The 20,993-nt window shown below is 50.8% G+C and carries 18 protein-coding genes; 14 read left to right on the top strand and 4 right to left on the bottom strand.

From position 1 onward, the window contains the following. Positions 1–10: 10 nt before the first annotated feature. On the top strand, positions 11–2,203 hold the full coding sequence (locus tag ACZ520_RS01865) for a hypothetical protein (protein ID WP_464127272.1): 2,193 nt from the start codon (positions 11–13) through the stop codon (positions 2,201–2,203). 59 nt (positions 2,204–2,262) lie between these two features. Here the strand turns inward: ACZ520_RS01865 and ACZ520_RS01860 are convergent, their stop codons facing one another. The 3 genes from ACZ520_RS01860 to ACZ520_RS01850 all read right to left on the bottom strand — a co-directional run bounded on the left by ACZ520_RS01860 (position 2,263) and on the right by ACZ520_RS01850 (position 4,852). Next, a complete protein-coding gene (locus tag ACZ520_RS01860; protein WP_464127270.1) occupies positions 2,263–2,859 on the bottom strand; it encodes a hypothetical protein in 597 nt (198 codons plus the stop codon). Between the two features lie 209 nt (positions 2,860–3,068). Beyond that, positions 3,069–4,073, bottom strand: coding sequence for a M23 family metallopeptidase (locus tag ACZ520_RS01855; RefSeq protein ID WP_088566433.1), 1,005 nt, complete (start codon positions 4,071–4,073; stop codon positions 3,069–3,071). Positions 4,074–4,126: 53 nt separating this feature from the next. Then, positions 4,127–4,852 (bottom strand): Stp1/IreP family PP2C-type Ser/Thr phosphatase, encoded by a 726-nt coding sequence (locus tag ACZ520_RS01850; protein ID WP_038452089.1) that lies wholly within the window; start codon positions 4,850–4,852, stop codon positions 4,127–4,129. 134 nt (positions 4,853–4,986) lie between these two features. On the opposite strand from ACZ520_RS01850, the gene ACZ520_RS01845 reads away from it, so the two are divergent. From ACZ520_RS01845 to ACZ520_RS01805, 9 genes are all read left to right on the top strand, one after another. Then, a complete protein-coding gene (locus tag ACZ520_RS01845; protein ID WP_088566434.1) occupies positions 4,987–5,937 on the top strand; it encodes a TonB family protein in 951 nt (316 codons plus the stop codon). 85 nt (positions 5,938–6,022) lie between these two features. Then, positions 6,023–7,213 carry a Bcr/CflA family multidrug efflux MFS transporter gene (locus ACZ520_RS01840; RefSeq protein ID WP_374031866.1) on the top strand — a complete coding sequence of 397 codons (1,191 nt, stop codon included), beginning with the start codon at positions 6,023–6,025 and terminating at the stop codon, positions 7,211–7,213. A gap of 130 nt (positions 7,214–7,343) precedes the next feature. Continuing rightward, positions 7,344–7,514 (top strand): hypothetical protein, encoded by a 171-nt coding sequence (locus ACZ520_RS01835; protein ID WP_417867633.1) that lies wholly within the window; start codon positions 7,344–7,346, stop codon positions 7,512–7,514. A gap of 156 nt (positions 7,515–7,670) precedes the next feature. After that, the gene (locus tag ACZ520_RS01830; RefSeq protein ID WP_464127266.1) at positions 7,671–10,487 is read left to right on the top strand and encodes a pyruvate dehydrogenase; all 2,817 of its coding nucleotides are present in this window, start codon (positions 7,671–7,673) and stop codon (positions 10,485–10,487) included. Continuing rightward, positions 10,487–11,251 (top strand): hypothetical protein, encoded by a 765-nt coding sequence (locus ACZ520_RS01825; protein WP_374031864.1) that lies wholly within the window; start codon positions 10,487–10,489, stop codon positions 11,249–11,251. The genes ACZ520_RS01830 and ACZ520_RS01825 overlap by 1 nt, the downstream gene beginning before the upstream one ends. After that, positions 11,248–11,907 (top strand): class I SAM-dependent methyltransferase, encoded by a 660-nt coding sequence (locus tag ACZ520_RS01820; RefSeq protein WP_464127264.1) that lies wholly within the window; start codon positions 11,248–11,250, stop codon positions 11,905–11,907. Before ACZ520_RS01825 ends, ACZ520_RS01820 begins: the two co-directional genes overlap by 4 nt. Positions 11,908–11,987: 80 nt before the next feature. Beyond that, positions 11,988–13,007 carry a hypothetical protein gene (locus ACZ520_RS01815; protein WP_416479582.1) on the top strand — a complete coding sequence of 340 codons (1,020 nt, stop codon included), beginning with the start codon at positions 11,988–11,990 and terminating at the stop codon, positions 13,005–13,007. A gap of 121 nt (positions 13,008–13,128) precedes the next feature. Further along, the gene (locus ACZ520_RS01810) at positions 13,129–13,548 is read left to right on the top strand and encodes a hypothetical protein (RefSeq protein ID WP_374031861.1); all 420 of its coding nucleotides are present in this window, start codon (positions 13,129–13,131) and stop codon (positions 13,546–13,548) included. A gap of 45 nt (positions 13,549–13,593) precedes the next feature. Next, positions 13,594–14,085, top strand: coding sequence for a methylated-DNA--[protein]-cysteine S-methyltransferase (locus ACZ520_RS01805; RefSeq protein WP_374031860.1), 492 nt, complete (start codon positions 13,594–13,596; stop codon positions 14,083–14,085). Here ACZ520_RS01805 and ACZ520_RS01800 read toward each other — a convergent pair. Then, on the bottom strand, positions 14,082–14,999 hold the full coding sequence (locus ACZ520_RS01800) for a hypothetical protein (RefSeq protein ID WP_374031859.1): 918 nt from the start codon (positions 14,997–14,999) through the stop codon (positions 14,082–14,084). The genes ACZ520_RS01805 and ACZ520_RS01800 overlap by 4 nt on opposite strands. Before the next feature lie 73 nt (positions 15,000–15,072). Between ACZ520_RS01800 and ACZ520_RS01795 the strand changes: the two genes are divergently transcribed. From ACZ520_RS01795 to ACZ520_RS01780, 4 genes are all read left to right on the top strand, one after another. Next, positions 15,073–15,717, top strand: a complete 645-nt coding sequence (locus ACZ520_RS01795; RefSeq protein ID WP_464127259.1) for a hypothetical protein — start codon at positions 15,073–15,075, stop codon at positions 15,715–15,717. 139 nt (positions 15,718–15,856) lie between these two features. Continuing rightward, positions 15,857–16,513: a RecA family protein gene (locus tag ACZ520_RS01790; protein ID WP_088566456.1), complete on the top strand. Its 657-nt coding sequence runs from the start codon at positions 15,857–15,859 to the stop codon at positions 16,511–16,513. Then, positions 16,461–17,783, top strand: a complete 1,323-nt coding sequence (locus tag ACZ520_RS01785) for a hypothetical protein (RefSeq protein ID WP_417867627.1) — start codon at positions 16,461–16,463, stop codon at positions 17,781–17,783. The genes ACZ520_RS01790 and ACZ520_RS01785 overlap by 53 nt, the downstream gene beginning before the upstream one ends. Next, positions 17,767–20,961 (top strand): DNA polymerase III subunit alpha, encoded by a 3,195-nt coding sequence (locus ACZ520_RS01780; protein ID WP_464127256.1) that lies wholly within the window; start codon positions 17,767–17,769, stop codon positions 20,959–20,961. The genes ACZ520_RS01785 and ACZ520_RS01780 overlap by 17 nt, the downstream gene beginning before the upstream one ends. Positions 20,962–20,993: the final 32 nt, after the last annotated feature.

The following is a 20,993-nucleotide window of genomic DNA, read 5'->3' as shown; positions in this document are numbered from 1 at the left end:
TGGAGACTCTATGAAACTCAAGAACGTTAAGTGTGGCGTGATGGCATTCGCGCTAACGGCAAGCTTCATCGTCCCCCAAACACCTCAGCAGGTGTGGGCGGCTGGAAGCACATCAACATTCCCGCTGAATTTATTCGGCGATGACGACAACAGCGATACCGGCCTGGGTTCGACGTCTCCAACCATTCCCTCCACTGGTGGCGGCGGCGGCAAATCCAACTCAAGCTCTGCAAGCTCCGGCGGTTCTTCTTCCCAACCTCGTTCTTCGACGGTGAAGGCGACTTCAACCACGCCGGGTAAAATGAATGCGGCGAAGGTTCCTGAGGCTTATAGCTGTCCACTCTTCGACAATAGACCTCACGCAGAACTTATTTCTGCAATCGACTCCCTTTCCAAAGAGGTTAAAGCTTCTCCGGAATGTACTGGCAGTCCTTCTGCTAAATCTTTGGAAGACAACGGTAATGCGATCAAAGAAAGCATTTCTGCTCTTCAAAAACTCATGACGGCACAGGATCCTTCCCAGGTGAATGTGAACTCCATCGAATCCACAATGGCGTCTGCTTTGACGGCGGTGGGTAATCTGGGTGACATCGTCAACAACAACAACTTCCTGAACTCCAAGTGTGGTCGTCAGACGATGTCCACCGGTAAAGTTCTGTTGGCACTGAACGACGTGATCAACGGCCTGGCTCCATACGCTTTGTTCGCGGTTTCCATGAACGCGGCGCTGGGTCCGGCGCTTCCATTCGTTATCGGTGGTGCGGTTGCAACCAGCGGTATTTCTGCGATTGCAAAGATGATCGATCAGAACACTCTGGACATGAGCAATCCTGAACACCGCAAAGCGGTTCTTCAGAACACCTGCCAATACACGAAAGTGGCAAAGAAAGTTCGTTTCATGCAACTGGCTCAGTCCGGCAAGATCGAAAAGATCACTCAGGAGCTTGAAAAGAACGTGGACCTTTACAATGCGAAATTTGCCAAGCCAACCGGCGAACTGGCAAACCTGCTGAAGTATAAAGATTCTTCCGAGAAATACCTGGCAGCCGTGGGCAATCAGTTTGTCAGCGATAAAGCGGACATCACAACGGTTGAAGAACAAATCCAAAGTAACAACGACGACCTGATGGTTTGTACACTGGCTAACGAGCTGGTGAACTGGGGTGCGGATGGCAAGACCTTCCCGTCTTCTGCGATCGTGAATCTGGAGCGTGCGACAGTTCAATCTGACCGTACAACAAAACTTCAGGCTTTGACTTTGAAAACCCTGCACACCAATTCCATGAAACGTGTTGCTGAATATGCAGCTAAATCCGGCGAAAGCGAATCCGCTTTGAAAGCTTGTGCGCAGACGGGTCGTTCCTGGATCCAGGGCATCCGTCAGGCAGTTAACACAACTGGCAACGTGGTGGCCAAATCCAAGTCTGATCTGGAAGTTCAACTTTCCAGCAATGCGGATTATCGTCAGTGGAAAGCTCAGTACACTTTGATCGAAACTGAAAGAACAACAATCAAGCGTGTTGAAAAAGCGATGCAACAGTTGTCTCAAGACAACTCCATCATCGACCGCTCTGAACTGGCTCAGCGCATGGTCAATCTGAAATCCGGTCTGTTCGGCTCCCGCAGCTCTTGGGGCTTCGGTAAACCACCGGTTTTGGCGTGGATCAACCACACTAAAACCATGCATGACCAGGCTATTTCCGGCTTCATCGCCAACATGAAAGCTTTGCGTGCAGGTTCTTACAGCCTGACTGATGCTGGTTTGGGTAAAGCTGTGATCATCACTCCGGCGGGCGGCTACTACACTGATCCGAAAGTTCAGGTAGCAAGCCAGAAGATCAGCCAGAATCTGGCGAACTTCACTCTGGATCAGTTGCCAGTAGGTTCTCGCGAAAACGAAATCGCGTGTCAGCAGCTTGAATCCGCATGGTTGGATTGGTCTTCAGCGATCGACCATATCGGTGCGATCCAGTTCTTCTGCGACATGATCGATCCGGTTTTGGATGTTAAAATGGATGCGTCCGTTGTAACTTCCTGCCGTGGTAATGCTCAGCTAAATGGTCGTGGTTATGTGAAGTCCACAGTGGATCAGGCGAAATTCGTTCTGAGCTCCAAGGGCTTCCAGAATGAAGCAAACCTGGTCAGCAAAAAACTGAAAGAGCTTCAGTGCCCAATGCCAGCTGTTTCTGTCATGAATCAGTAATTCGAGTTTCTTAAATTAATGCCAAGTGAAGGGTCTCTGAAAAGGGACCCTTTTCTTTTTTAAGGGAAGATTGAAACACGCTCCGAATTGAGCTGAGCCACATCCAGAATATCCTGCCGACTTAAGCCCGCCTGAGCCGTGCGAATCACCACCTGCACCCCGGCCCGGACATAGTCCTGCAAGTCTGTCTTCAACACCACCGAGTTCACGTTGTAAATAAAGGGCTTAGCCGCCGCCAGAATCAAAAGATCCGCGCGGGACAACCCCGAGCTTCCAGACATCACCACCAGCTGCACCCCCGCATTCAACAAAGCCACAAGGTTGTCGCGGGAAAGGCGACTGCTATCAACATAAAGCACATAGGTGCCGGCTGCTGCCATATCAGCAAAATCCTGATTGGTATAGCTGGTCTTGCTGACGGAAAGACCCATATTCACATTGGGATTAGAAAGCATCGACAACAGTTCCGTCTTACCAATAAGACTAACCTGATTCTGACAATAAGTGATGCGCGACACTTTCGCGATCTCGTTCACATCCGCCGCCGTCATATTAGATCCACTGTTCTGCTGCAAACACTCCGAAAACTGCGGCGGCAACGCCGCCAAAACAGAAGATGAAACAAAAAGAACCAGGACAAAAGATATAACCTTCATAAGCACCTCACCTCAAGTTTAGTACCTACAAAAAAATATACTCAAAGATTTTCCATGATATTTGCCAAATCCACTGGCGAGGAACCGTTCAAAAAGGTCCAGCCGCAAGGCGGAGGTGCGCCCTCGCAGCGCAGGCGTGCTCCAAGCACGTCGAAGCGAGAAGGTGCGCCGACAACGCAGTCGGATGGGCCTTTTTCAACGGTTCCGGTCTATTCGTCCAAGATGTAGTTGATTGGATCTACGGCGGTACCATTAATGCGGACTTCATAGTGCAAATGCGGGCCTGTTGAACGTCCGGTGTTACCCACCGCGCCCACAACGTCCCACTTGTTCACGCGCTGGCCGACTTGAACATAGATCTGTGACAAGTGACCAAAACGAGTCGTCACACCATAACCGTAATCGATGGTGATCAGCTTACCGTAAGACTCATCGTAACTGGCAAAGACGATAACCCCATCAGCCGGAGCATATACCGGTGAACCCGGCGCCGCGGCGATGTCCAGACCCGCATGCAAGGCGGTCTTACCCGTGAACGGAGACACACGATAACCAAAACGTGAGGTGATCCAGCCCTTAGCAGGTTTCATGTTCGGCGTGGAGTTCAGCAAGCTCTGGCGCTCGGAAAGACTTTCCCAAAGATCAATGACACTTTGTTCTTTCAACTGGGTTTCTTTCACGGCCTTGTCGATACGAACCACCAAAGAGGCGTAGTCTTTATCCGCATTTTCGTTGGCCAGTTCACCCTGTTGATCGTTCAAAGGCTTTTTGTTGGCAAAGACCTGATCCTGTTCTTCCAGAACGTCGGTGCTTTCACGCTGCTCCATCGGTTCGTATTCTTCCACCGGCTGACCGGCAGCAGGCTTCGGACCCATGGTCAGCTTGGTGATACGGTCGTCGGCATCGACGTTCGTGATCAATTTCAACTTGGTGGTGAAGGTCTTTACGCGCTCCAAAGAGTTTTCCAAGGCGCTGACTTTACTTTCAACCACCTGGAACTGTTTGATCAACTGAGCATTTTCAGCTTTAAGACGTTTGTTTTCCATGGCCTGCAACAGCAGACCGAAATAGTCCACCAGACCGGCGGCAAAAATGATGATAACGATGGCAGAAATAAAGGAGATGGCTTTAAGCCAGGCAGCCGAGAGCACAAGCTTACGGGTTTTCCCCGTCTGATTGCTCACAATAAACAGCGTGACCTTCTTTTTATCCAAACCTTGACCCCTACTTAGATATCTTCGCTAAAACTATCAGTAACTATTCACAATTATTCGTGGAAATGCACCAGCATCACTGTGACGTTGTCATCTCCACCATTTGCCAGGGCTTGTTCTACACAGGCTTTAACGGCTTTGTCAGGTGTATTTTGATTTAAAATCTCAGAAATTCTTCCGTCTTCCACCAAACCGGAAAGTCCGTCGGAGCACATGAGGAAAATTTCCCCAGGGAAGATCTCGCGCTCAATGATATCAGGATAAACTTCGCGCTCATAACCCACGCTGCGGGTGATGACATTTCGCCCCACAAACTGGCGCACCTGCTCTTCGCTCATCACGCCGGCGCGCAACTGCTCATTGATCAGGGAATGGTCTTCGGTGATCTGCCAAAGGTTCGGGCGCTTGAAAAGATAACAGCGGGAATCGCCGACGTTTCCGACGTAAAGATGTTTGCCGCGGATATAAGCCATCACCATGGTGGTGCCCATACCAGCAAGTTCGGGACGTTCATTCGCCGCCTTGTCAAAGATGCGTTTTGAAGCCTCTTCATAAGCCTGCAGAATCACTTCGCGAGGTGATTTTCTTGTGGCTTCCGGCTGAAGCATGATTTCTTCGACCGTCTCCACCGCCATGCTGGAAGCGACTTCGCCGCCCATATGGCCACCCATTCCATCCGCCACAATGAACAAACCCAATTCCCGATTGATTAAACAGGAATCCTGGTTCGAATCACGACGAAGACCTTTATCTGTCAGATACCACGAGTCAAATTTCATAGTTGTATCATTTTCACCCACTACCGACAGAAGAGTCAAAGTCTGGCCCTAGACTTGGGTCGCAATCTTTGAGTCCGGCTCACCATCTTCTCAATTTCAAGTGTCATAATACCGATAGAAAGGGGTGAGGTCTTATGAAGAAGTCACCGACTTTCAGAAAATATATTGTGCTGTCCCTGCTTCTGCACTTTGTGGTCGTAGGAGGCTTTTACATCACGAGTTTGCTAAAAGAAGAAGCCCCCCTGAAAGAGACTGTCAGTATTGATTTTCTGACGCCGGAACAATTGCAACAATTTGCCCAAGCTGAAAAAGCCCTGCAAAAAAAGGCTTTGCAGGTGCCTGCCAATCAGATTGTAGAGCAAAGTGAGACCTCTGCGAATGAGGAAGAGGTCGACACGCGCTTCCTTTCCGCCAAAAACCAGAAGGTTAACAAACAAACTATCGCCGCTGAACGTGGTCAGTTCCAGAACACCAAAAAAGACCAGGCTGTAAAATCGGGTCCAAAAGGTGACGGCCGCCAGAAGAATGTGGCCAAATCTGAAGAGTCCCAAAAGCAAATTGCCAAAGATCTTTTCAAAGGTTTTGATGCCAATGAAGCGATCGAAAGACAGAAGCTTGCCGACCAAAAAACTGGACTGGGTGAAGGTCGTGGTACCGGTGAACAAAACACCGGAACAGGCGCTGAGGCCAGCCAATCCAACGATTATATTAAAGACGTTGAAGTGGGTCTTGAGACTTTGCTGAACACCCGCGAGTTCAAGTATTACTCTTACTACAACCGCATCCGCAAGCAGTTGTCCCAGCACTGGGAAGGCCGCGTGCGTGATAAACTGAGCAAAATGTTCAAAGAAGGCCGTGCTCCCGCTGCTGCCAACCAGGACCGCATCACAAAACTGATGATTGTTCTGAATGACAAAGGCACTCTGGTTCGCGTGCAGGTCTTGAGCGACTCTGGCGTGCAAGATCTTGATGACGCTGCCATTGAAGCTTTCCGCGCTGCTGCTCCATTCCCGAATCCGCCAAAAGGCATCGTGGAAGGTGATGGCACTGTGAAAATCCGCTGGGACTTTGTTCTGGAAACCTAAGCTCTTTTCATGAGGCTTTTTTCATTAAAAAGCCTCTGCCGACTTCCCTCGTGCAAATCACTTTGCTTCCTGTTATGACGGGCCTATGCAATCTTCCGCCAAGCCCAACACTCCCTTTGCTTTATTGATTCTTCTGCTGGCCAGTCTGACTGCGTTCGGTCCACTTTCCATCGATATGTATCTGCCGGCGTTTCCGGCGATCGCAGAAAATCTGAATGTGCCTTTGTCATCTGTGCAGATGTCGTTGGCGTCTTTCTTCATCGGTCTTGCCACCGGTCAGATTTTTTATGGCCCGATCACTGATCGTTTCGGGCGCAAAAAACCTTTGTACGTGGGTTTGGGAATTTACGCATTGGCGTCTTTGGTCTGCGCTTTCACCAAGAATGTGGAGATGCTGATTTTGTTCCGCTTCCTGCAGGCTTTGGGTTCCTGCGCCGGCGTGGTGATTTCCCGGGCGATCGTGCGTGATCTGTTCACTCATCAGGAAACCGCGCGCGTGTTTTCACTTTTGATGCTGGTGATGGGGGTTGCTCCGATTCTGGCTCCGTTCTTTGGCGGTTACATTTCTGAATTCTTCGGCTGGCGCGCCATCTTTGCTTTGATGGTGATTATCAGCACGTCCTGCATCGTGATGCTGGCCCTCTTCCTTCCTGAGACACATCAAGCGGATCAACGGGTGCATATCAAAGATTCTTTGAAAAACTACATGCAAATTATCAAAGACCGCCACTTCATGGGATATGCCCTGGCGGGAGGCGCGGCCCAGGCGGGGCTGTTTGCCTACATCACCGGCTCTTCGTTCGTGTTCATCAATCTTTTCAATATTCCGGCGAAAAGTTTTGGTTGGGTGTTTGGTTCCAACGCCATCGGCCTGATTGCGTGTTCACAAATCAATGCGCGCCTGCTGAAACGCCTGAGTTATGACGTGATTCTGGATAAAATCTTTGTCGTTCTTGGATTGCTGGGTGTGATTCTGGCCATGGCCGGAATCTTTAACTGGGGCTTCTGGGGTCTGGCGATCCCGCTGTTCCTGTTCATTGCCGCGTTAGGCATGACGTTCCCCAACGCCACGGCCGGGGCTATGGCGACACAGAGAAAAGCGGCTGGCAGTGCTTCCGCCCTTTTGGGAACTTTGCAGTACGGAATTGCGGCACTGTCTTCCGCGGCGGTCAGTCGTTTGCATGACGGCACAACCTTGCCAATGTGTGCGATGATTGGATTCTGTGGTGTGCTGGCTTTGGCTCTGCACCGCCTGTTGGTGAAAAAAACCACCTGATCGTCTGCGGGCAGATTGCCCCCATCGCAGGGCACTTTGCCCTGCCTTGTTTCGTGTAACTCAAATTAAGCCGAACACAGACAGCGCAAAACTTGCATTCACGGCCTTCTTATCCACCAGGAGGTCACCCGTGAAACATCACCCCAACAAGCCCGTTTCGTCCACAAAACCCACACAAAAACGCAGCCCCCCGTTGCATGAAACCGGGCGACATCAAAAGCCATCAAAACCTGAGGTGGGCCGCGTGCAACACACTCCGGAAGGCACCATAGAGGAAAGCCACGAAGAACAGGCCCCCTAAACTGAAAAATATTCATTCAGGGCTGCGTAGGGCACAGCCCCTTCGTCCTAAATAGAGCCAGAACTCTTGCTGCGGGGCTTAAAGGCATGGACTCCTCCTCTGTAGAGTGCTAGTTTGCAGTCGCTATAAAAGACTGAAAAAACTTAGGAGAACCACGTGGATAACACTAATCTCAAAAACGCAAAACCTGAGGTTCTGGACTCTATCGCTAGACGCGCCCATTACCTGGCTACCCAGATGATCTGGCAAGCCAATCATCGCCCGGACAAAGAAAAAGGCGATCCTAAAATCGGTGGTCACCCTGCCGGTTGCGCAAGCTCCCTGCACATCATGGGTGCGCTGCACCTGTTGGTAAAATCCGGTTTCGATCACATCGCGAACAAACCGCATGCTTCCCCAACAGACCACGCTTACAACTATCTTTTGGACAATTTGCTGAAGTCCGATCTTTCCAAACTGTCTTTGGAAGAAGCCAACCAGGCTATGCACGGTCTGCGCAAGTTCTCTAACGGTGACGAATATGTATTCCAATCCTACCACTCTGCGTATGACCCGGATCAACACAACTTCTTCCCGTCTGGCTCTGTGGGCATTCCACCTGTTGAAGCCGGTTACATGGCATTGGCGTACCGCTATGCTGCTGAACACGGTTACGATGTGCCAAAAGACGCTCACTTCTGGGCGGTTTGCGGGGACTCTGAATTCCGTGAAGGTTCCATGTACGAAGCGGTTCCGGATTTCTCTGAACGTGAGATCGGCAACCTGACCTGGATTCTGGATTACAACCGTCAGTCTTTGGATGGTCACCGTCTGGTGAACAACGCCATCCTGGGCGGTACGGATGCAGACCGTGTTGAAAGAACCATGGCAGCCAACGGCTGGGAAGTGATCCAGGTTCGTCACGGCGGCAAGCGTGAAGCTTTGTTCACGAAAAAAGAAGGCGAAGCCTTCAAAAACTTCCTTGAAAAAGAACTGACGGACTATGACCTTCAGGCGTTGCTTTTGGTTCATGACCTGAAGCTGCTGAAAGACACTTTGGCCAAAGACTACCCGTCTCTTAAAAAGTTCCTGGCTGCGACGGCGGATCAGGATGTTTACGAAGCTCTTCGTGATTTCGGTGGACACGACATGATGTCCCTGGCGAAAGCCATGATGAAATCCAAAGAATCCAAGCGCAAGCCAACCATCATCATCGCTCACACCCTGAAAGGCTGGGGCTTGAAGGCGGCGGCTCAGCAGGGCAACCACTCTTCTCTTCCACACGAAGATGAAGTTGAAGAACTGCGCGCAAAACAAGGCATCACCGGCACCACTTTGTACGCTCGCTTTGATGAAAAATCTGTTGAAGGCAAGTTCCTGGCCGCTCGTGGCGAGAAGATCTATGCTGACATCAAAGCTCAAAACGCCCTGAAGGCAAAAAACCAGGAATTCTTCCTGACCAAACTTGCTGAGTTCGGCGACATGCCATCTTCTTTGGAAATCAACACGAAGATGACAAGCTACCCGCACACGCAGTGGATGCTGGGCCAATTGACTGCAAAACTGACTCGTATCTCCAACACTTCTTTGAATGAGTCTGAATTGAAAGCGGGCCAAAAAGCCCTGACGGACAATGAAAAACCATTCAAACTGCCAGGCGAGCTGTTCATCTCCATGGCTCCGGACGTGGGTACTTCCACGAACTTGAATCCAGCGATGGATGGTAAGATCTTCGGTGCTCAGGAAGTTCAGGACATCGAGGCAGAACTGGGCGTAAAAGACGGCAAACTTCCGGATCTGGTTCCTGGTGAAGACGTAACGGATCGTTTCCTGCGCTTTGAAATCGCGGAAGGCAACGTTATGTCCTGCGTGGGCGCATTCGGAAAAATGCGTGATATCGTGGGTGTGCCTATCATCCCATTGATGACGGTTTATGACTTCTTCCTGAAACGTGCATTGGATCAGTACTTCTACAACCTGTACTGGAAATCCTCTTTCATCTGCGTGGGTACTCCATCAGGTGTGACACTTTCTCCGGAAGGCGCTCAGCACGGCTGGAAATCCGACGTTCAAATCCCGAATCAGATCACTTGGGAGCCATACTTCTGCCAAGAACTTGACTGGATCATGGTGGACGCGATCCGCAGACACGTATTGAACGACAACGCCGGCCGCTCTGGTGTCTTGCTTCGTCTGGTGACTCGTGGTGCGGAACAAAAAGACTTCACAAAGTATCTTTCCAAACAAGCTCGTTTCAAAGTGGGTCTGGAAGGAAAACTGTCCCGCGCGGAATTCCCGGTTGCGGGTGCGGTGAACGAAGAGGAAGTGGCAGCAATGAGCGAAGCAGAAATGTTCGCCGTTGTTCGTGAAGAAGTACTGAAAGGTGCTTACTTCCTGATTGATTATCGTGGTTACGCTGGCTACGAGCCAGGCGACAACGTGATCAACATCTTCGCAATGGGTGCTTTGGTGGCTGAAGCCATGAAAGCTTCTGAAGCTCTTCTGGCTCGTGGCATTTATGCCAACGTGATCGTGGTGACTTCATCTGATCTGTTGACTGGTATCCAGGCTCACGAAAACGATTACCACTATCTGCGCAACGAACTGGGCATCAACGCGGATCTTTATCTGAAAAAAGCAGAAGAGATCTCTTCCGGCGACCTGATCACGGTTGCGGGTCGTCGTATCCCGGTTGTCAGCGTTCATGACGGTGAAGCCGGTCTGTTGGACAACTTGGGCTCTATCATTGGTGTTCGTCAGGAATGTCTTGCCGTTCGCAAGCACTCCAAGTGCGGTCGCCCTTCAGAGATCTTCAAGTACCACCACCTGGACGACGCTTCGATCGTTGAAGCCTGCGGCAAGGTTCTTTCTGAAACCGCACTTGAAAAAGTCATGGTTTCCGAACAGGCTTTGGGAGATGCGAACCAAGCTTCCCACAAAGCCGCTCACTGGACTGATTTGTGGCCATCCGCAACTCACAGCCAGAAACACTAATGCGCAAAACGCAAAAACAAGAACTCCCCTTCGATGGGGAGTTCTTTTATTCCCGCAGCAAACGTTTTGAAGAAGTCGTCTTTTTCGTCCACTTCTTCGAAGGCAGCAAAAAACAGCTGCTTCGTCACATCAAACTCGTCAATGAGATGGGTTTTGATGCTTTTGCCTTCAATCTTACCGGCACCCACAAAGATCTGACATCACTCAAGCTTCCGATCAGCTCCAAAGGCGGATTCGGGCTTAAACATATCTATGCTGATCAGATCGAAACCCTGCTGAATTCCGTACCGGGGAAAAAGATCGTCTTTTCTTTTTCTAATCCCACGGCATCCGCCATTGAAGCCATGGCCCGTCGCAATTGCAGCGACACGGTGGCTTTAGTGTGTGACAGCGGTCCCTCAGGAAAATTTATTCCTTCGGCTTACAACCTTTATACTCACGAATACAAGATACGCCCCCTGCCACTGCGGCTGGCTTTGACTCCGGTGCTGAGTCTGGCTTGGAGCCCGTTCCTGCATAAGGATCTGGACAAGGACTTAAAAACCTTCCCGCAGGGCTTTAAGATACTTTCGATCCGCGGCTGGAAGGATTTATTGATTCCACCCGATCACATTGATCAGGTGTTTGAGCCGCACACCCATCTGGATTGGACCAAGCTGTCACTGCCAGAAGCGGGTCATCTGACCGGGCTGCGTGATTTCAAATCCGAATACGCACCAGCTCTGGAAAAATTCCTGAACGGTGTCGCAACCCCTTTGACATGAAATTTGATCCGCAAAACCCCTTTCCCCTGCTGCCACTGACGGACTATGCCTATCATGAAGCCCAGGCCCATGCGGCCCTGGTGGACGACTGGCTGGGCTTTCAGTGTCTAGAGGTGGAAACCCAGATTCGCGCCCTGCCGAAAAACGCTGGCGAACATCAGAACTGGGAGCATCTTTCACTGCAGGCTTTTCAAACCCCCTACTGCGAAATTCACAACATTCTGGACCTGCTGAGCCTGCAGCCCGGCCAGCACATTGTGGATCTGGGGTGTGCTTATGCACGCATGGCGTTTGTTCTGCAACGCCATTATCCGGACTGCAGTTTTACAGGATTTGAACTGGAGGCTTTGCGCGTGCAAGAAGCCCAACGAGTGTTCTTTCATCACACCGGAAAAAACCTCAGTGCCCAGGCGCAGGATCTTTCTGCTGCGGAGTTTTCACCTCCACTGGCGGACATTTATTTCATCTTTGATTTCGGCAATCAAAGAGCGGTTGAGAAAACTCTGAACGACCTGAAAGACCTTGCCAGACGCCAGCCCATCACAGTGGTCGCCCGCGGGAAGCTGTCCAGATTCTGCATTCACAAAGATCATCCCTGGCTGACGTCTATTGAAGAACCCCAGCACTTCTCACACTTTTCCATTTACCGATCCTGATTTGCACTTACACAACAAGCTTTGGTTTTTGTGGCTGAATCCGGCCCCGTTTTCTATTCTGGGAATCCTGGAGGGGACCCATGAAAATCTTTTTGTCATCAGCACTTGTGTTGAGCGCCGCCCTGTTCACTTATGCCGAAACATCTTTCGCCGGCTTTGGATTCGGAAAACGAAACGTCGGCTACATATATGAAACCAGCTTCTCATCCATGGGATGGCGGTATCTGGATCTGCTGGAAAACAAAAGCACTGATGATCCCAAAGCTTTGGAATCCTCGCAGCGCAATGCCTGCTACAAACGCTATGGCACCATCATCAACGACAACACTCTGGATATTCGCATCGCGATTGGATACTTCGACTGGACAACCGGAAGCAACGTGCACTATTCGGGACGCAGCTATGGCGTCAGTCCTTCCCTGGACATCGGTGCCTATGAGGCCCTGAAAGATCTTTTGACCTCTTCCTGCGGCGGCAAAGCACGCTTCTGCGGCTTCCGCAAAGACCCGCAGAACAGCTCACTGTTCACCCGCGAAGTCACCATTCACGGAAAGAAGGTTCTGGCCCGGGTGGAAATCCGCTTCTCTTCAGCGTCGGAAATCCTGTCAGACAATCTGGGGAAATATCGCGACACCCAGGCGCAGCGCTCCCGCTATGCAGAAGATTTCTTCAGCCGCTCTTTGCGCGAAGCAGATGCCGTGTTTTACTTTGGTCACGCACGCAACGGCGGCGGACCGGACTTCTATCCTCCGGTTTTTCATCCGGGAACCAACAAACTGAACTACAGCGGCTATTACAAAGCCAAGCGCCCCGGCTTCAACAAGATGCTAAATGCGCTGGGTTCGTCCCGCCAGGCGCCAGTGATTGGGCTGATGGCCTGCGCTTCCCGCGACCATTTCCTGCGTCGTACACGGGCGGTCGCTCCGAATTCAGGAGTCATCAGCTCTATGGACGTGCTGAATGTGGACTATGTATATACCGCAATGATCGGCGCAGTGGATGCCTTGCTGCGTGGCCAGTGTCAGAAAAGCTTCTATCAATCCATTCGTATGACCAGTGGCAATCAAAAGTACATCACCATGGATGGAATGTTTGAATAAAGTCATATCGGGCCGGAAGAATGTCCGGCCCTGATCTGCATATCAGCAAAGATTGATTTTTGCGTCGGCCTTGTTCCTTCCTTTTATTATAATGAAAGCATCCTAGCCGAAGGAGGAACCCATGAGTCAGCTTGAGCATCTGCCTCACCCCAGCCGCTTGCCTTCTCTGAATCATCACACACTGGCCTTCTTTTCCAATCCCGAAGACGTTCGCAAAGCTGCTTCGGCACTGGTGAATGCAGGCTTTCATGAGGCCGACATCAATATCTTTGAGGGCGATGAAGGCGTGGAAGCCGTGGATCTGGATTCGATCCACGCCGACTTAATGGAAAAGTACTATCGCAAATTTGTGAAGTTTTCAGACTCGGCCGAATGGCATTTCCTGACGGAAGCGGACGATGAGCTGCGCCGGGGGCACATTCTGATGTGCCTGGTCACCATGAACGCCGAGGAAAAGGATGTGGCGGTCCCGCTGCTGAGAAAGCACAAGGCCTTCGACATCCGCTACTGCACGGGCATAGCCATTGAAGAGGTTGTTTAAGGATTCTTTCTGCGGTACATCTGTCACATTCCTGCGAGGTGACAGATGACCGATCTTGAATTCAAAATCTATAAAGTTCCTTCTGAATTCGGCGAATGGCTGGCGGCCTTCGAAGAGGACCAGTTGATTTTTCTGGGCAGTTACAATGCCGGGAAGAAGCTGGTGGAAGGCGACCTCGCGGCTTTGATTGCAAAATTCTACAGCGTGCGTATCGGCTCTTTCCAACCCGCGCCCTGGGACCACGGCAACTTCTGGACAACCCAGCATCAGATCAAACTTCAGGGCACCGAGTTTCAAATGAAAGTGTGGCTGGAGCTTTTGAAAATTCCCGCAGGAAAAACAGTTACTTATTCTGAACTGGCCAAGAAACTTCGCAAGGGCTCAGCGGTTCGGGCCGTGGCCACGGCGGTGGGAAAAAATCCCATCAGCTATTGGATCCCCTGTCACCGCGTCGTCGGCCAGGGTAACAATCTTCTGAAGTATCACTGGGGTCCGGAAGTAAAAGAGTATCTGCTGATGAAAGAAGGCGTTCTTTAAAACTTCAGATTGAAGTTCAGCGTAATGCCGGGATTTCCGACATAGTCATACTGATCAGCAAAGTCGACATTTGGAATGACCTGTACGTCGAGCATGTTCTTATACAGGATGCGGCTCCAGGCCACGCCCAGATTGTAGCTTTTCATCTGATAGTTCGGGCGGTTCTTCGAGGTGACAAAAATATTGTAAGACATATTGGTCACCTTCGAGAACCACTGCCCCAAAGCCACACCATTGGTCACCGTGAACAAATGGGCGCGGTCTTCATAATCCCCTTCATTCACAAAAGTCAGATTGAAGCGCTGAGAAAGCTGAAAGGCAAAGTTGAAGGCCAAAAAGATTCCCGTGCCCTTGTCAGCATCTGCATAAAACTGCATCTTTGGATTCACGCGATAGTTTTTTCCACGCTCGACCACACTTTCAAATGTCAGTGTGTGCGAAATCAGAAAAGATCCCGCAAAGCTGATACGCGGCTGGAAAGACGCTTTGACGTCACCCAATTTACGGAAGAAACCCAAGGTCGCCCCGTAATCCCTTTCGCGCGGGGTTTGCCGTAGATATGTCTGGGAAATACCGCGCTCTTTGGTTTCATCATAACTGGTAAAAGTGATCTGCCAGTACTCTTCGACATTGGGAAGACGCAGGTTGAAATTGAATGCGAAAGCGTCGTTGTAACCCTCTTTTTCATTGTAATAAAAAGACGGCTCAATCAGGAAGGCAGTTTTGTTCTGTTTGGTGGTGTACTGCTGACCTGCCAGAAACAAATCGACCCCTTCGGCCACACCGTCAAACCATTCAGAAATGGCGATATTGCCGGTGATGAAGGATTTTTCCCATTTGCCTTCCTTGGATTCAGACTCGGCTTCAGAGTATTCAGCGCGCGCGTTTCCACAATACAGGGCCAGGGCCAGCATCACTGACCCCAGAGCACTTATGCGCGCGAAAGATATTGGTGCTTTTTTCCCCTGCACGTTTTAGTCTCCAAACATGAAGTATTTTAGACTTATCCTTTGCCTCCTGTCGCTGAGTATCTCGCTGCTGGCTGCAAAATCAGTCCAAGCCTACATCCCTCAGCGTGGCAACGTCGTGGCCACACTCAGTCCCTATTTCTTTCAGACAAATTATGACGGCCACGAACAGGGACAAAACAAGGTGGACACCGGAATTTCGTTGGTGGCCAATGGGGATGTCGACAACAAAGGCAGTCTTGAAATCGCCGTGATCTACATGAACAAAACCTATTTCCGTGGAGACGGCAGCCGCACGGTCGCTGAAAAAACGCAGCTGATGCACATCACAATGGGATACCGTCGCTGGTGGACTGAACTTTTTTCGACCTCTTTGGCTCTTTATACGTCTTATCCAATGGGTCTTGTGGATGTGCTTCACAATGATTTCACTCCGGAAGAGGACATGGGAACAACCGCTCGTTCCACCACTGAAACCGGCTTGGATCTGGCCCTTCAGTATGAGCTGATCAACCGGGATCGCTTCTCGATTGTGGCCGAAGGGCGCTATTCATATTCACTGACCAAAAAGTCCAACGAGTACGCCGACCAGTACGGCGCCAGCATCGGGATTCGTTACTTCATCCAAAGCAAAGTGGCCTCCCCCAAAGAGCTCCGGGATTAATCAGACCCCGATTTATGTAAGTTAAATATATGATTTTGTGGACCTTTTCAGGAACACAAACTTTGGTCCATATTTGAAAATAGCCTCTTTACTTACATATAATTTACATAGTAATTTATATGTAAATGGAGAGCTTCAAATGAGCACCCTTGCCCTTCCCGAACTGGCTAACATCCCTTTTGTCTCTGCCGAGCAGCTGCAACCGCCGCCGGGACTTCCCACTGGCGTGAATGTCCTGGATGACTTTCTGCTGTGGCGAGGAGTCCCGCAAGGCGACCTCAGCCTGCTGCAGGGGGCTCCGGGCACCGGCGCCACTTCTTTGTGGATTCGCATCGTTCAAAACGTGCATTCCCAAAACAAGTGGGCGGCGTGGATCAACGGGGATGCTCAGCTTTTCCCGGCTCATTTAAGCAATTACAAAATCAATCTGAAAAAACTGCTGGTGGTCAAAGAGCCCAAAGAAAACGAACAGCTTTTCTGGCTGCTGCAAGAGCTGATCACAAGTTCCCTGTTTGAAGTGATCGGCTGCAATCTGAAAGAGATGTTTTTGAAAAACCATCAACTGCAAAAATTGAAACGGCTTTGTCGCCTGCACAAGGTGGCTTTGGTTTTTGTGAATCAGAAGGCCAGCAAGTTTGTAAACCCGCTGTTCAGTCTGATGATTCATTTTCAACGCGACTTTATCACCATCCAAAGGGCTTTGCACCGTCCAACGCCGTTCAATCTGGCAGGGAGTATGATTCATGCGAACTTTATGCATCAATTTAAAAACACCGCAAGAAAGCTCCTCAGCTGAAGCTTTTTTGGTGCTAAGCCCGCGCGTTCAGTATCGCTTCCCGCACTATATTTTCGTGGACATTGGTTCGACCCAGCACTTGATGGGTGGGGAAATGGGCTGCCTGGAAAAAGCGCTGCAGATCGCAGCGAAGTTTGCTCCGGACGCCAGCGCCGCCATTGGTGACACTCCTGCGGGCGCACAGATGCTGGCAAAGTGGCGTCCATCGCATATCAGTCTGCGCGGCAAGGAACAGGAAAGCTTCAAGGGTCTGGGGCTGGATGCACTGAAGGATCTTGAAGGTCTTTCACCGTGGGCACAGAAAAAACCAGTCGAGCACATGATTGCCTTCTTCCACACCCTGGGTGTGTATGGGCTGGAAGGGGTTCTGAATTTTCGTCTGAATTCACTGCGGGAACGTTGGGGGGATTTTGGTGTTTTACTTTGGAATCGTCTGCATTCTCAGGACTCTCAGGTCATTTCACCTCTTGTGCCTCGCGACCCTCTTGTGGGCTATGGCTACCTGGATGATCCCTTAGGTTCAGCCCCTTTGCTGATGAACCGGATCAAGATTCACCTGGACATTCTGTTTGCGCGCCTGCAGGGCCTGGCCCGTCATGCGCAGCGACTGGATGTGGTTTTGCACTGTGAATACTCGGACAAACGCTACAATCTTTCCATTGAACCCGTCAGTCCGACGCGCGATCAGGAGTTATTCGAGGATCTGCTGTTCAAAAAACTAGAACAGCAGGTTCTGGAAAATCCGATCCGGGAATTTGAAATCACTTTGTTTGATGTGCCGGAAAAGATCCAGCAACTGGATTTTTTTGAACCCCGGGATAACACCGAGGACCGCTGGCGCCGCCTGATCAGTTTTGCCAAACAATCCCAGTGTGAAATGGGCTTTCTGCAAATGGAGGCCAGTCATTTCCCCGAGCAAAGCTTCCGCCTGGTGACGGACTGGCCCGAGGACTTTAAACCCCAGGATCTGGTGGAAAGACAGGACGAGGCTTTGCAGATCAAATCGGTCTATGCCAAAGCTCTGGCTTCCAGCCCGCGCCCGTCCCTGCTGCTGGAAAAGCCGCAGGCACTGAGCACGGGCGAAGTGCAGAAGCTTCGTTTTGTGTCGTCCCTTCCCAGTGAACGGATTGAATCGGCTTGGTGGCAGATTTCAGTTCAGGATTTAAAAAACAGAGATTATTACTTTGCGCTCTCTCATCAAGGTCAACTGCTGTGGGTTTTCAAAGATCGCATAAATTCACAGGTCTACTTGCATGGGTACTTTGACTAATAAAGCTTTAGTTCCGTCACAAAATTCCAGGCTGCCGGCCAAACCCCGGCCGCGCGCCAAAGGCTTCGTCGAACTTCTGGGGCGCAGTAATTTTTCATTTCTGCAAGGGGCCTCCAGTCCTGAAGAAATGGTCTCGCAAGCCGTGGAGTTTGGTTATGACGGCATGGCCCTGTGTGATCTGAATGGATTGTACGGTGTGGTTCGGGGTTTTCAGACCATTCAGTCCCCGTCGTTGTTCACCGCCTCCCCGCAAGTGAAAGAGGGCTTTCATTATCTGATTGGCTCAGAGCTGACTTTGACCGACGAAAGCTCCGTTGTGCTGATCCCGATGAACAAACAGGGTTATTCGCATCTGTGTGAAATTCTGACATTGGGAAAACGTCAGGCCGCCAAGGGGTTTTCCAAACTCAGTCTGGAACAGATTGAAAAATACAATCAGGGACTTTTGTGTCTGGCCATTCCTCCGTGGACGGATGAACGCTATGAAAGACTTGAAAAGATTTTCGACAACCGCCTGTATCTGCCGCTGTGGCGCGATCTGACCTGGGAATCCCAGGAGTTCTGTCGACAGGGATTTGCACTGGAAGAAAAGTATCAGGCTCGTTTGTTTGTTACCCAGCGCCCTTTCATGCACAGTCCGGAACGCAAGCCCTTGTTTGATGTTCTGACCTGCACGCTTCACCACACCACGTTGGCAGAGGCGAAAAACAAACTGATTCAGAATTCCGAGAGATGCTTAAAAAGCCTCGATGATATTTCGTGGCTGTGGCAGGACCGCCTGGATCTTGTGGAAAAAACTGTGGAGATCTCGGCACGTGTGACGTTTTCATTAAATGAAATACGTTACCGCTATCCCGCATCCAGCTTGCCTTTGGGGATGACACCCACTGAGCACATGCGTGAACTGACGATGAAAGGGGCGCAGTGGCGCTATCCGGAAGGCATTCCTGAAAAAACCTTAAAGCAAATCGAACACGAACTGGAACTGATCAAGGATTTGCAGTACGAGGATTATTTTTTAACTCTGAAAGAGATCTGCGACTTTGCCTCATCCCGAGGAATCCTTTACCAGGGCCGTGGTTCGGCTGCCAATTCCGTGGTGTGTTTTTGTCTGGGCTTAACCGCGATTGATCCGGTGAAAATGAATCTGCTGTTTGAACGCTTCCTGTCTCGTGAACGGCGCGAACCGCCGGACATTGATATCGACTTTGAACACAGCCGCCGCGAGGAAGTGATCCAGCACATCTATGAAAAGTACAACGAACGCCATGCCGCCATGGTGTGCACGGTGATTCGTTATCGTTCCCGCATGGCCATTCGTGAAACTGCCAAGGTGTTCGGCATGCCACTGGCCAAAATCAATGCCATGATCAAATTCATGGGCCGCGACGGAATGAAGCGTCTGCTGGATCCCGCCGTGGCAGCGGACTTCGGCATGGAGCCTGAACCTTGGAAGATGTTCATGGCTCTGGCTCAGCAGTTGCACGGATTCCCCCGTCATCTGGGAATTCACAGCGGTGGCTTTTTAATCACTCAAGATCCCATCACCGAAATGGTTCCCGTGGAAAAGGCCACCATGAACGGCCGCTATGTCATTCAGTGGAACAAGGACGACGTGGATTTCCTGCGTCTGATGAAGATTGACGTTTTAAGTTTGGGAATGCTGACGTGTCTGCGCAAGTGCTTTGATCTTTTGCGTGATGTGAAAGGCAAGGGCTACAGCCTTGCCACTTTGCCTGCCGATGACAAGCCCACTTACGACATGATCAGCCGTGCGGAAACCGTCGGTGTCTTTCAGATTGAATCCCGCGCGCAGATGAACACGTTGCCGCGCATGCAGCCGCGGAATTTTTATGATCTGGTGATTGAAATCGCCCTGATTCGTCCGGGCCCATTGCAAGGGGGCATGGTGCATCCGTTCTTGAAACTGCGCCAGAATCGTCCCAAAGAAATCAAATATGCGCATCCGGCCCTGGAGCCGATTCTAGAAAAAACCATGGGCGTTCCCATCTTTCAGGAACAAGTGATGAAGATGGTGGTGGCCGTGGCGGACTTTACTCCGGGGGAAGCAGATGAACTGCGCCGGGTGATGTCTTCGGCCTGGAAACGCAAAGCCACCATGGGTGGCATCGAGCAGCGCCTGCGCACCGGGTTTGCCCGTCACGGGATCTCCAGTGAATACGCCGATCAGATCTATAAAACCATCGAAGGTTTTGCCAACTATGGCTTCCCCGAAAGTCACTCGGCCAGCTTTGCTCTTTTGACTTATGCCAGCTGTTATCTGAAATGCCACTATCCGGATGTATTTGCCTGCGGGCTTTTGAACAGTCAGCCCATGGGCTTTTACGCTCCCCGCACGATCATCGCCGAAGCCCAGCGCAACGGTGTGGTGGTGGCACCCTTGGACGTGCAGAAGTCCGACTATGACTACACCATTGAAAAAACCGCCTCGGGTGATCAACTGCGTGTGGGATTAAGATCTATTTATGGCATTCCCGAAGCATTGATTCGCAGAATTGAAGACAGCCGCAAAGACGAAGGTCTTTATCAGAATCTGGCCGACTTTATTCGTCGCACCCAACTGCCACGCAGTATGCTGCTGAAACTTGCCGCCGCCGGCGCTTTTGAATCTTTCAACGGCAATGTGCGGGAACTGATTTGGAATCTGGAATCTTTAAGCCTGGATCAGCAAAGCTTCCTGTGGGGCCACCCCAAAGAACAGTTTGAGCTGGGTGAAGACGAGGATGAACCTGAACATCTGCCCTTTGAATCCAACTGGGACCGCCTGCGCCGTGAATATGACAGCAAGGGGTATTCCGTTGAATCCCACCCGATGTCGGTGCTTAGAACCTATCTGCACAGCAAAAGCGAAGCTCTGCGCGAAAAACGTTTTGTGCCCTATTTTTCTTCGGATGATCTGAAGCGCATGAAAACAAAAACCAAGGTGCGGGTTGCAGGTCTGGTGGCCATCACTCAGCGCCCGCCCACGGCCAAGGGCATGTGCTTTATCACCCTGGAAGACGAGTTCGGCTTTATGAACATCGTCATTCACCCTGAGATCTATCAGAAAGACCGCACCACGATTTACACCCGCTCGCTGCTGGAAATTCACGGCCAGGTTGAAAAAGTGGGTGCCATCACCAATATCCGCGCCGAACGCATTCTGCCGCTGGGATAGCCTTTGAAAGTGCTTTTCAAGTCCGATCCCCC

It is taken from the genome of Bdellovibrio sp. BIS2, from assembly GCF_055398295.1.
This window is presented reverse-complemented; position numbering and strand designations above follow the sequence as displayed.

What these genes read in the sequence shown, in the direction of transcription:
- ACZ520_RS01865 (WP_464127272.1), top strand. Translation starts at nt 11, where the DNA reads ATGAAACTCAAGAACGTTAAGTGTGGCGTGATGGCATTCGCGCTAACG.
- ACZ520_RS01860 (WP_464127270.1), bottom strand. Translation starts at nt 2,859, where the DNA reads ATGAAGGTTATATCTTTTGTCCTGGTTCTTTTTGTTTCATCTTCTGTT.
- ACZ520_RS01850 (WP_038452089.1), bottom strand. Translation starts at nt 4,852, where the DNA reads ATGAAATTTGACTCGTGGTATCTGACAGATAAAGGTCTTCGTCGTGAT.
- ACZ520_RS01845 (WP_088566434.1), top strand. Translation starts at nt 4,987, where the DNA reads ATGAAGAAGTCACCGACTTTCAGAAAATATATTGTGCTGTCCCTGCTT.
- ACZ520_RS01840 (WP_374031866.1), top strand. Translation starts at nt 6,023, where the DNA reads ATGCAATCTTCCGCCAAGCCCAACACTCCCTTTGCTTTATTGATTCTT.
- ACZ520_RS01825 (WP_374031864.1), top strand. Translation starts at nt 10,487, where the DNA reads ATGCGCAAAACGCAAAAACAAGAACTCCCCTTCGATGGGGAGTTCTTT.
- ACZ520_RS01820 (WP_464127264.1), top strand. Translation starts at nt 11,248, where the DNA reads ATGAAATTTGATCCGCAAAACCCCTTTCCCCTGCTGCCACTGACGGAC.
- ACZ520_RS01815 (WP_416479582.1), top strand. Translation starts at nt 11,988, where the DNA reads ATGAAAATCTTTTTGTCATCAGCACTTGTGTTGAGCGCCGCCCTGTTC.
- ACZ520_RS01810 (WP_374031861.1), top strand. Translation starts at nt 13,129, where the DNA reads ATGAGTCAGCTTGAGCATCTGCCTCACCCCAGCCGCTTGCCTTCTCTG.
- ACZ520_RS01805 (WP_374031860.1), top strand. Translation starts at nt 13,594, where the DNA reads ATGACCGATCTTGAATTCAAAATCTATAAAGTTCCTTCTGAATTCGGC.
- ACZ520_RS01800 (WP_374031859.1), bottom strand. Translation starts at nt 14,999, where the DNA reads ATGCTGGCCCTGGCCCTGTATTGTGGAAACGCGCGCGCTGAATACTCT.
- ACZ520_RS01795 (WP_464127259.1), top strand. Translation starts at nt 15,073, where the DNA reads ATGAAGTATTTTAGACTTATCCTTTGCCTCCTGTCGCTGAGTATCTCG.
- ACZ520_RS01790 (WP_088566456.1), top strand. Translation starts at nt 15,857, where the DNA reads ATGAGCACCCTTGCCCTTCCCGAACTGGCTAACATCCCTTTTGTCTCT.
- ACZ520_RS01785 (WP_417867627.1), top strand. Translation starts at nt 16,461, where the DNA reads ATGCGAACTTTATGCATCAATTTAAAAACACCGCAAGAAAGCTCCTCA.
- ACZ520_RS01780 (WP_464127256.1), top strand. Translation starts at nt 17,767, where the DNA reads ATGGGTACTTTGACTAATAAAGCTTTAGTTCCGTCACAAAATTCCAGG.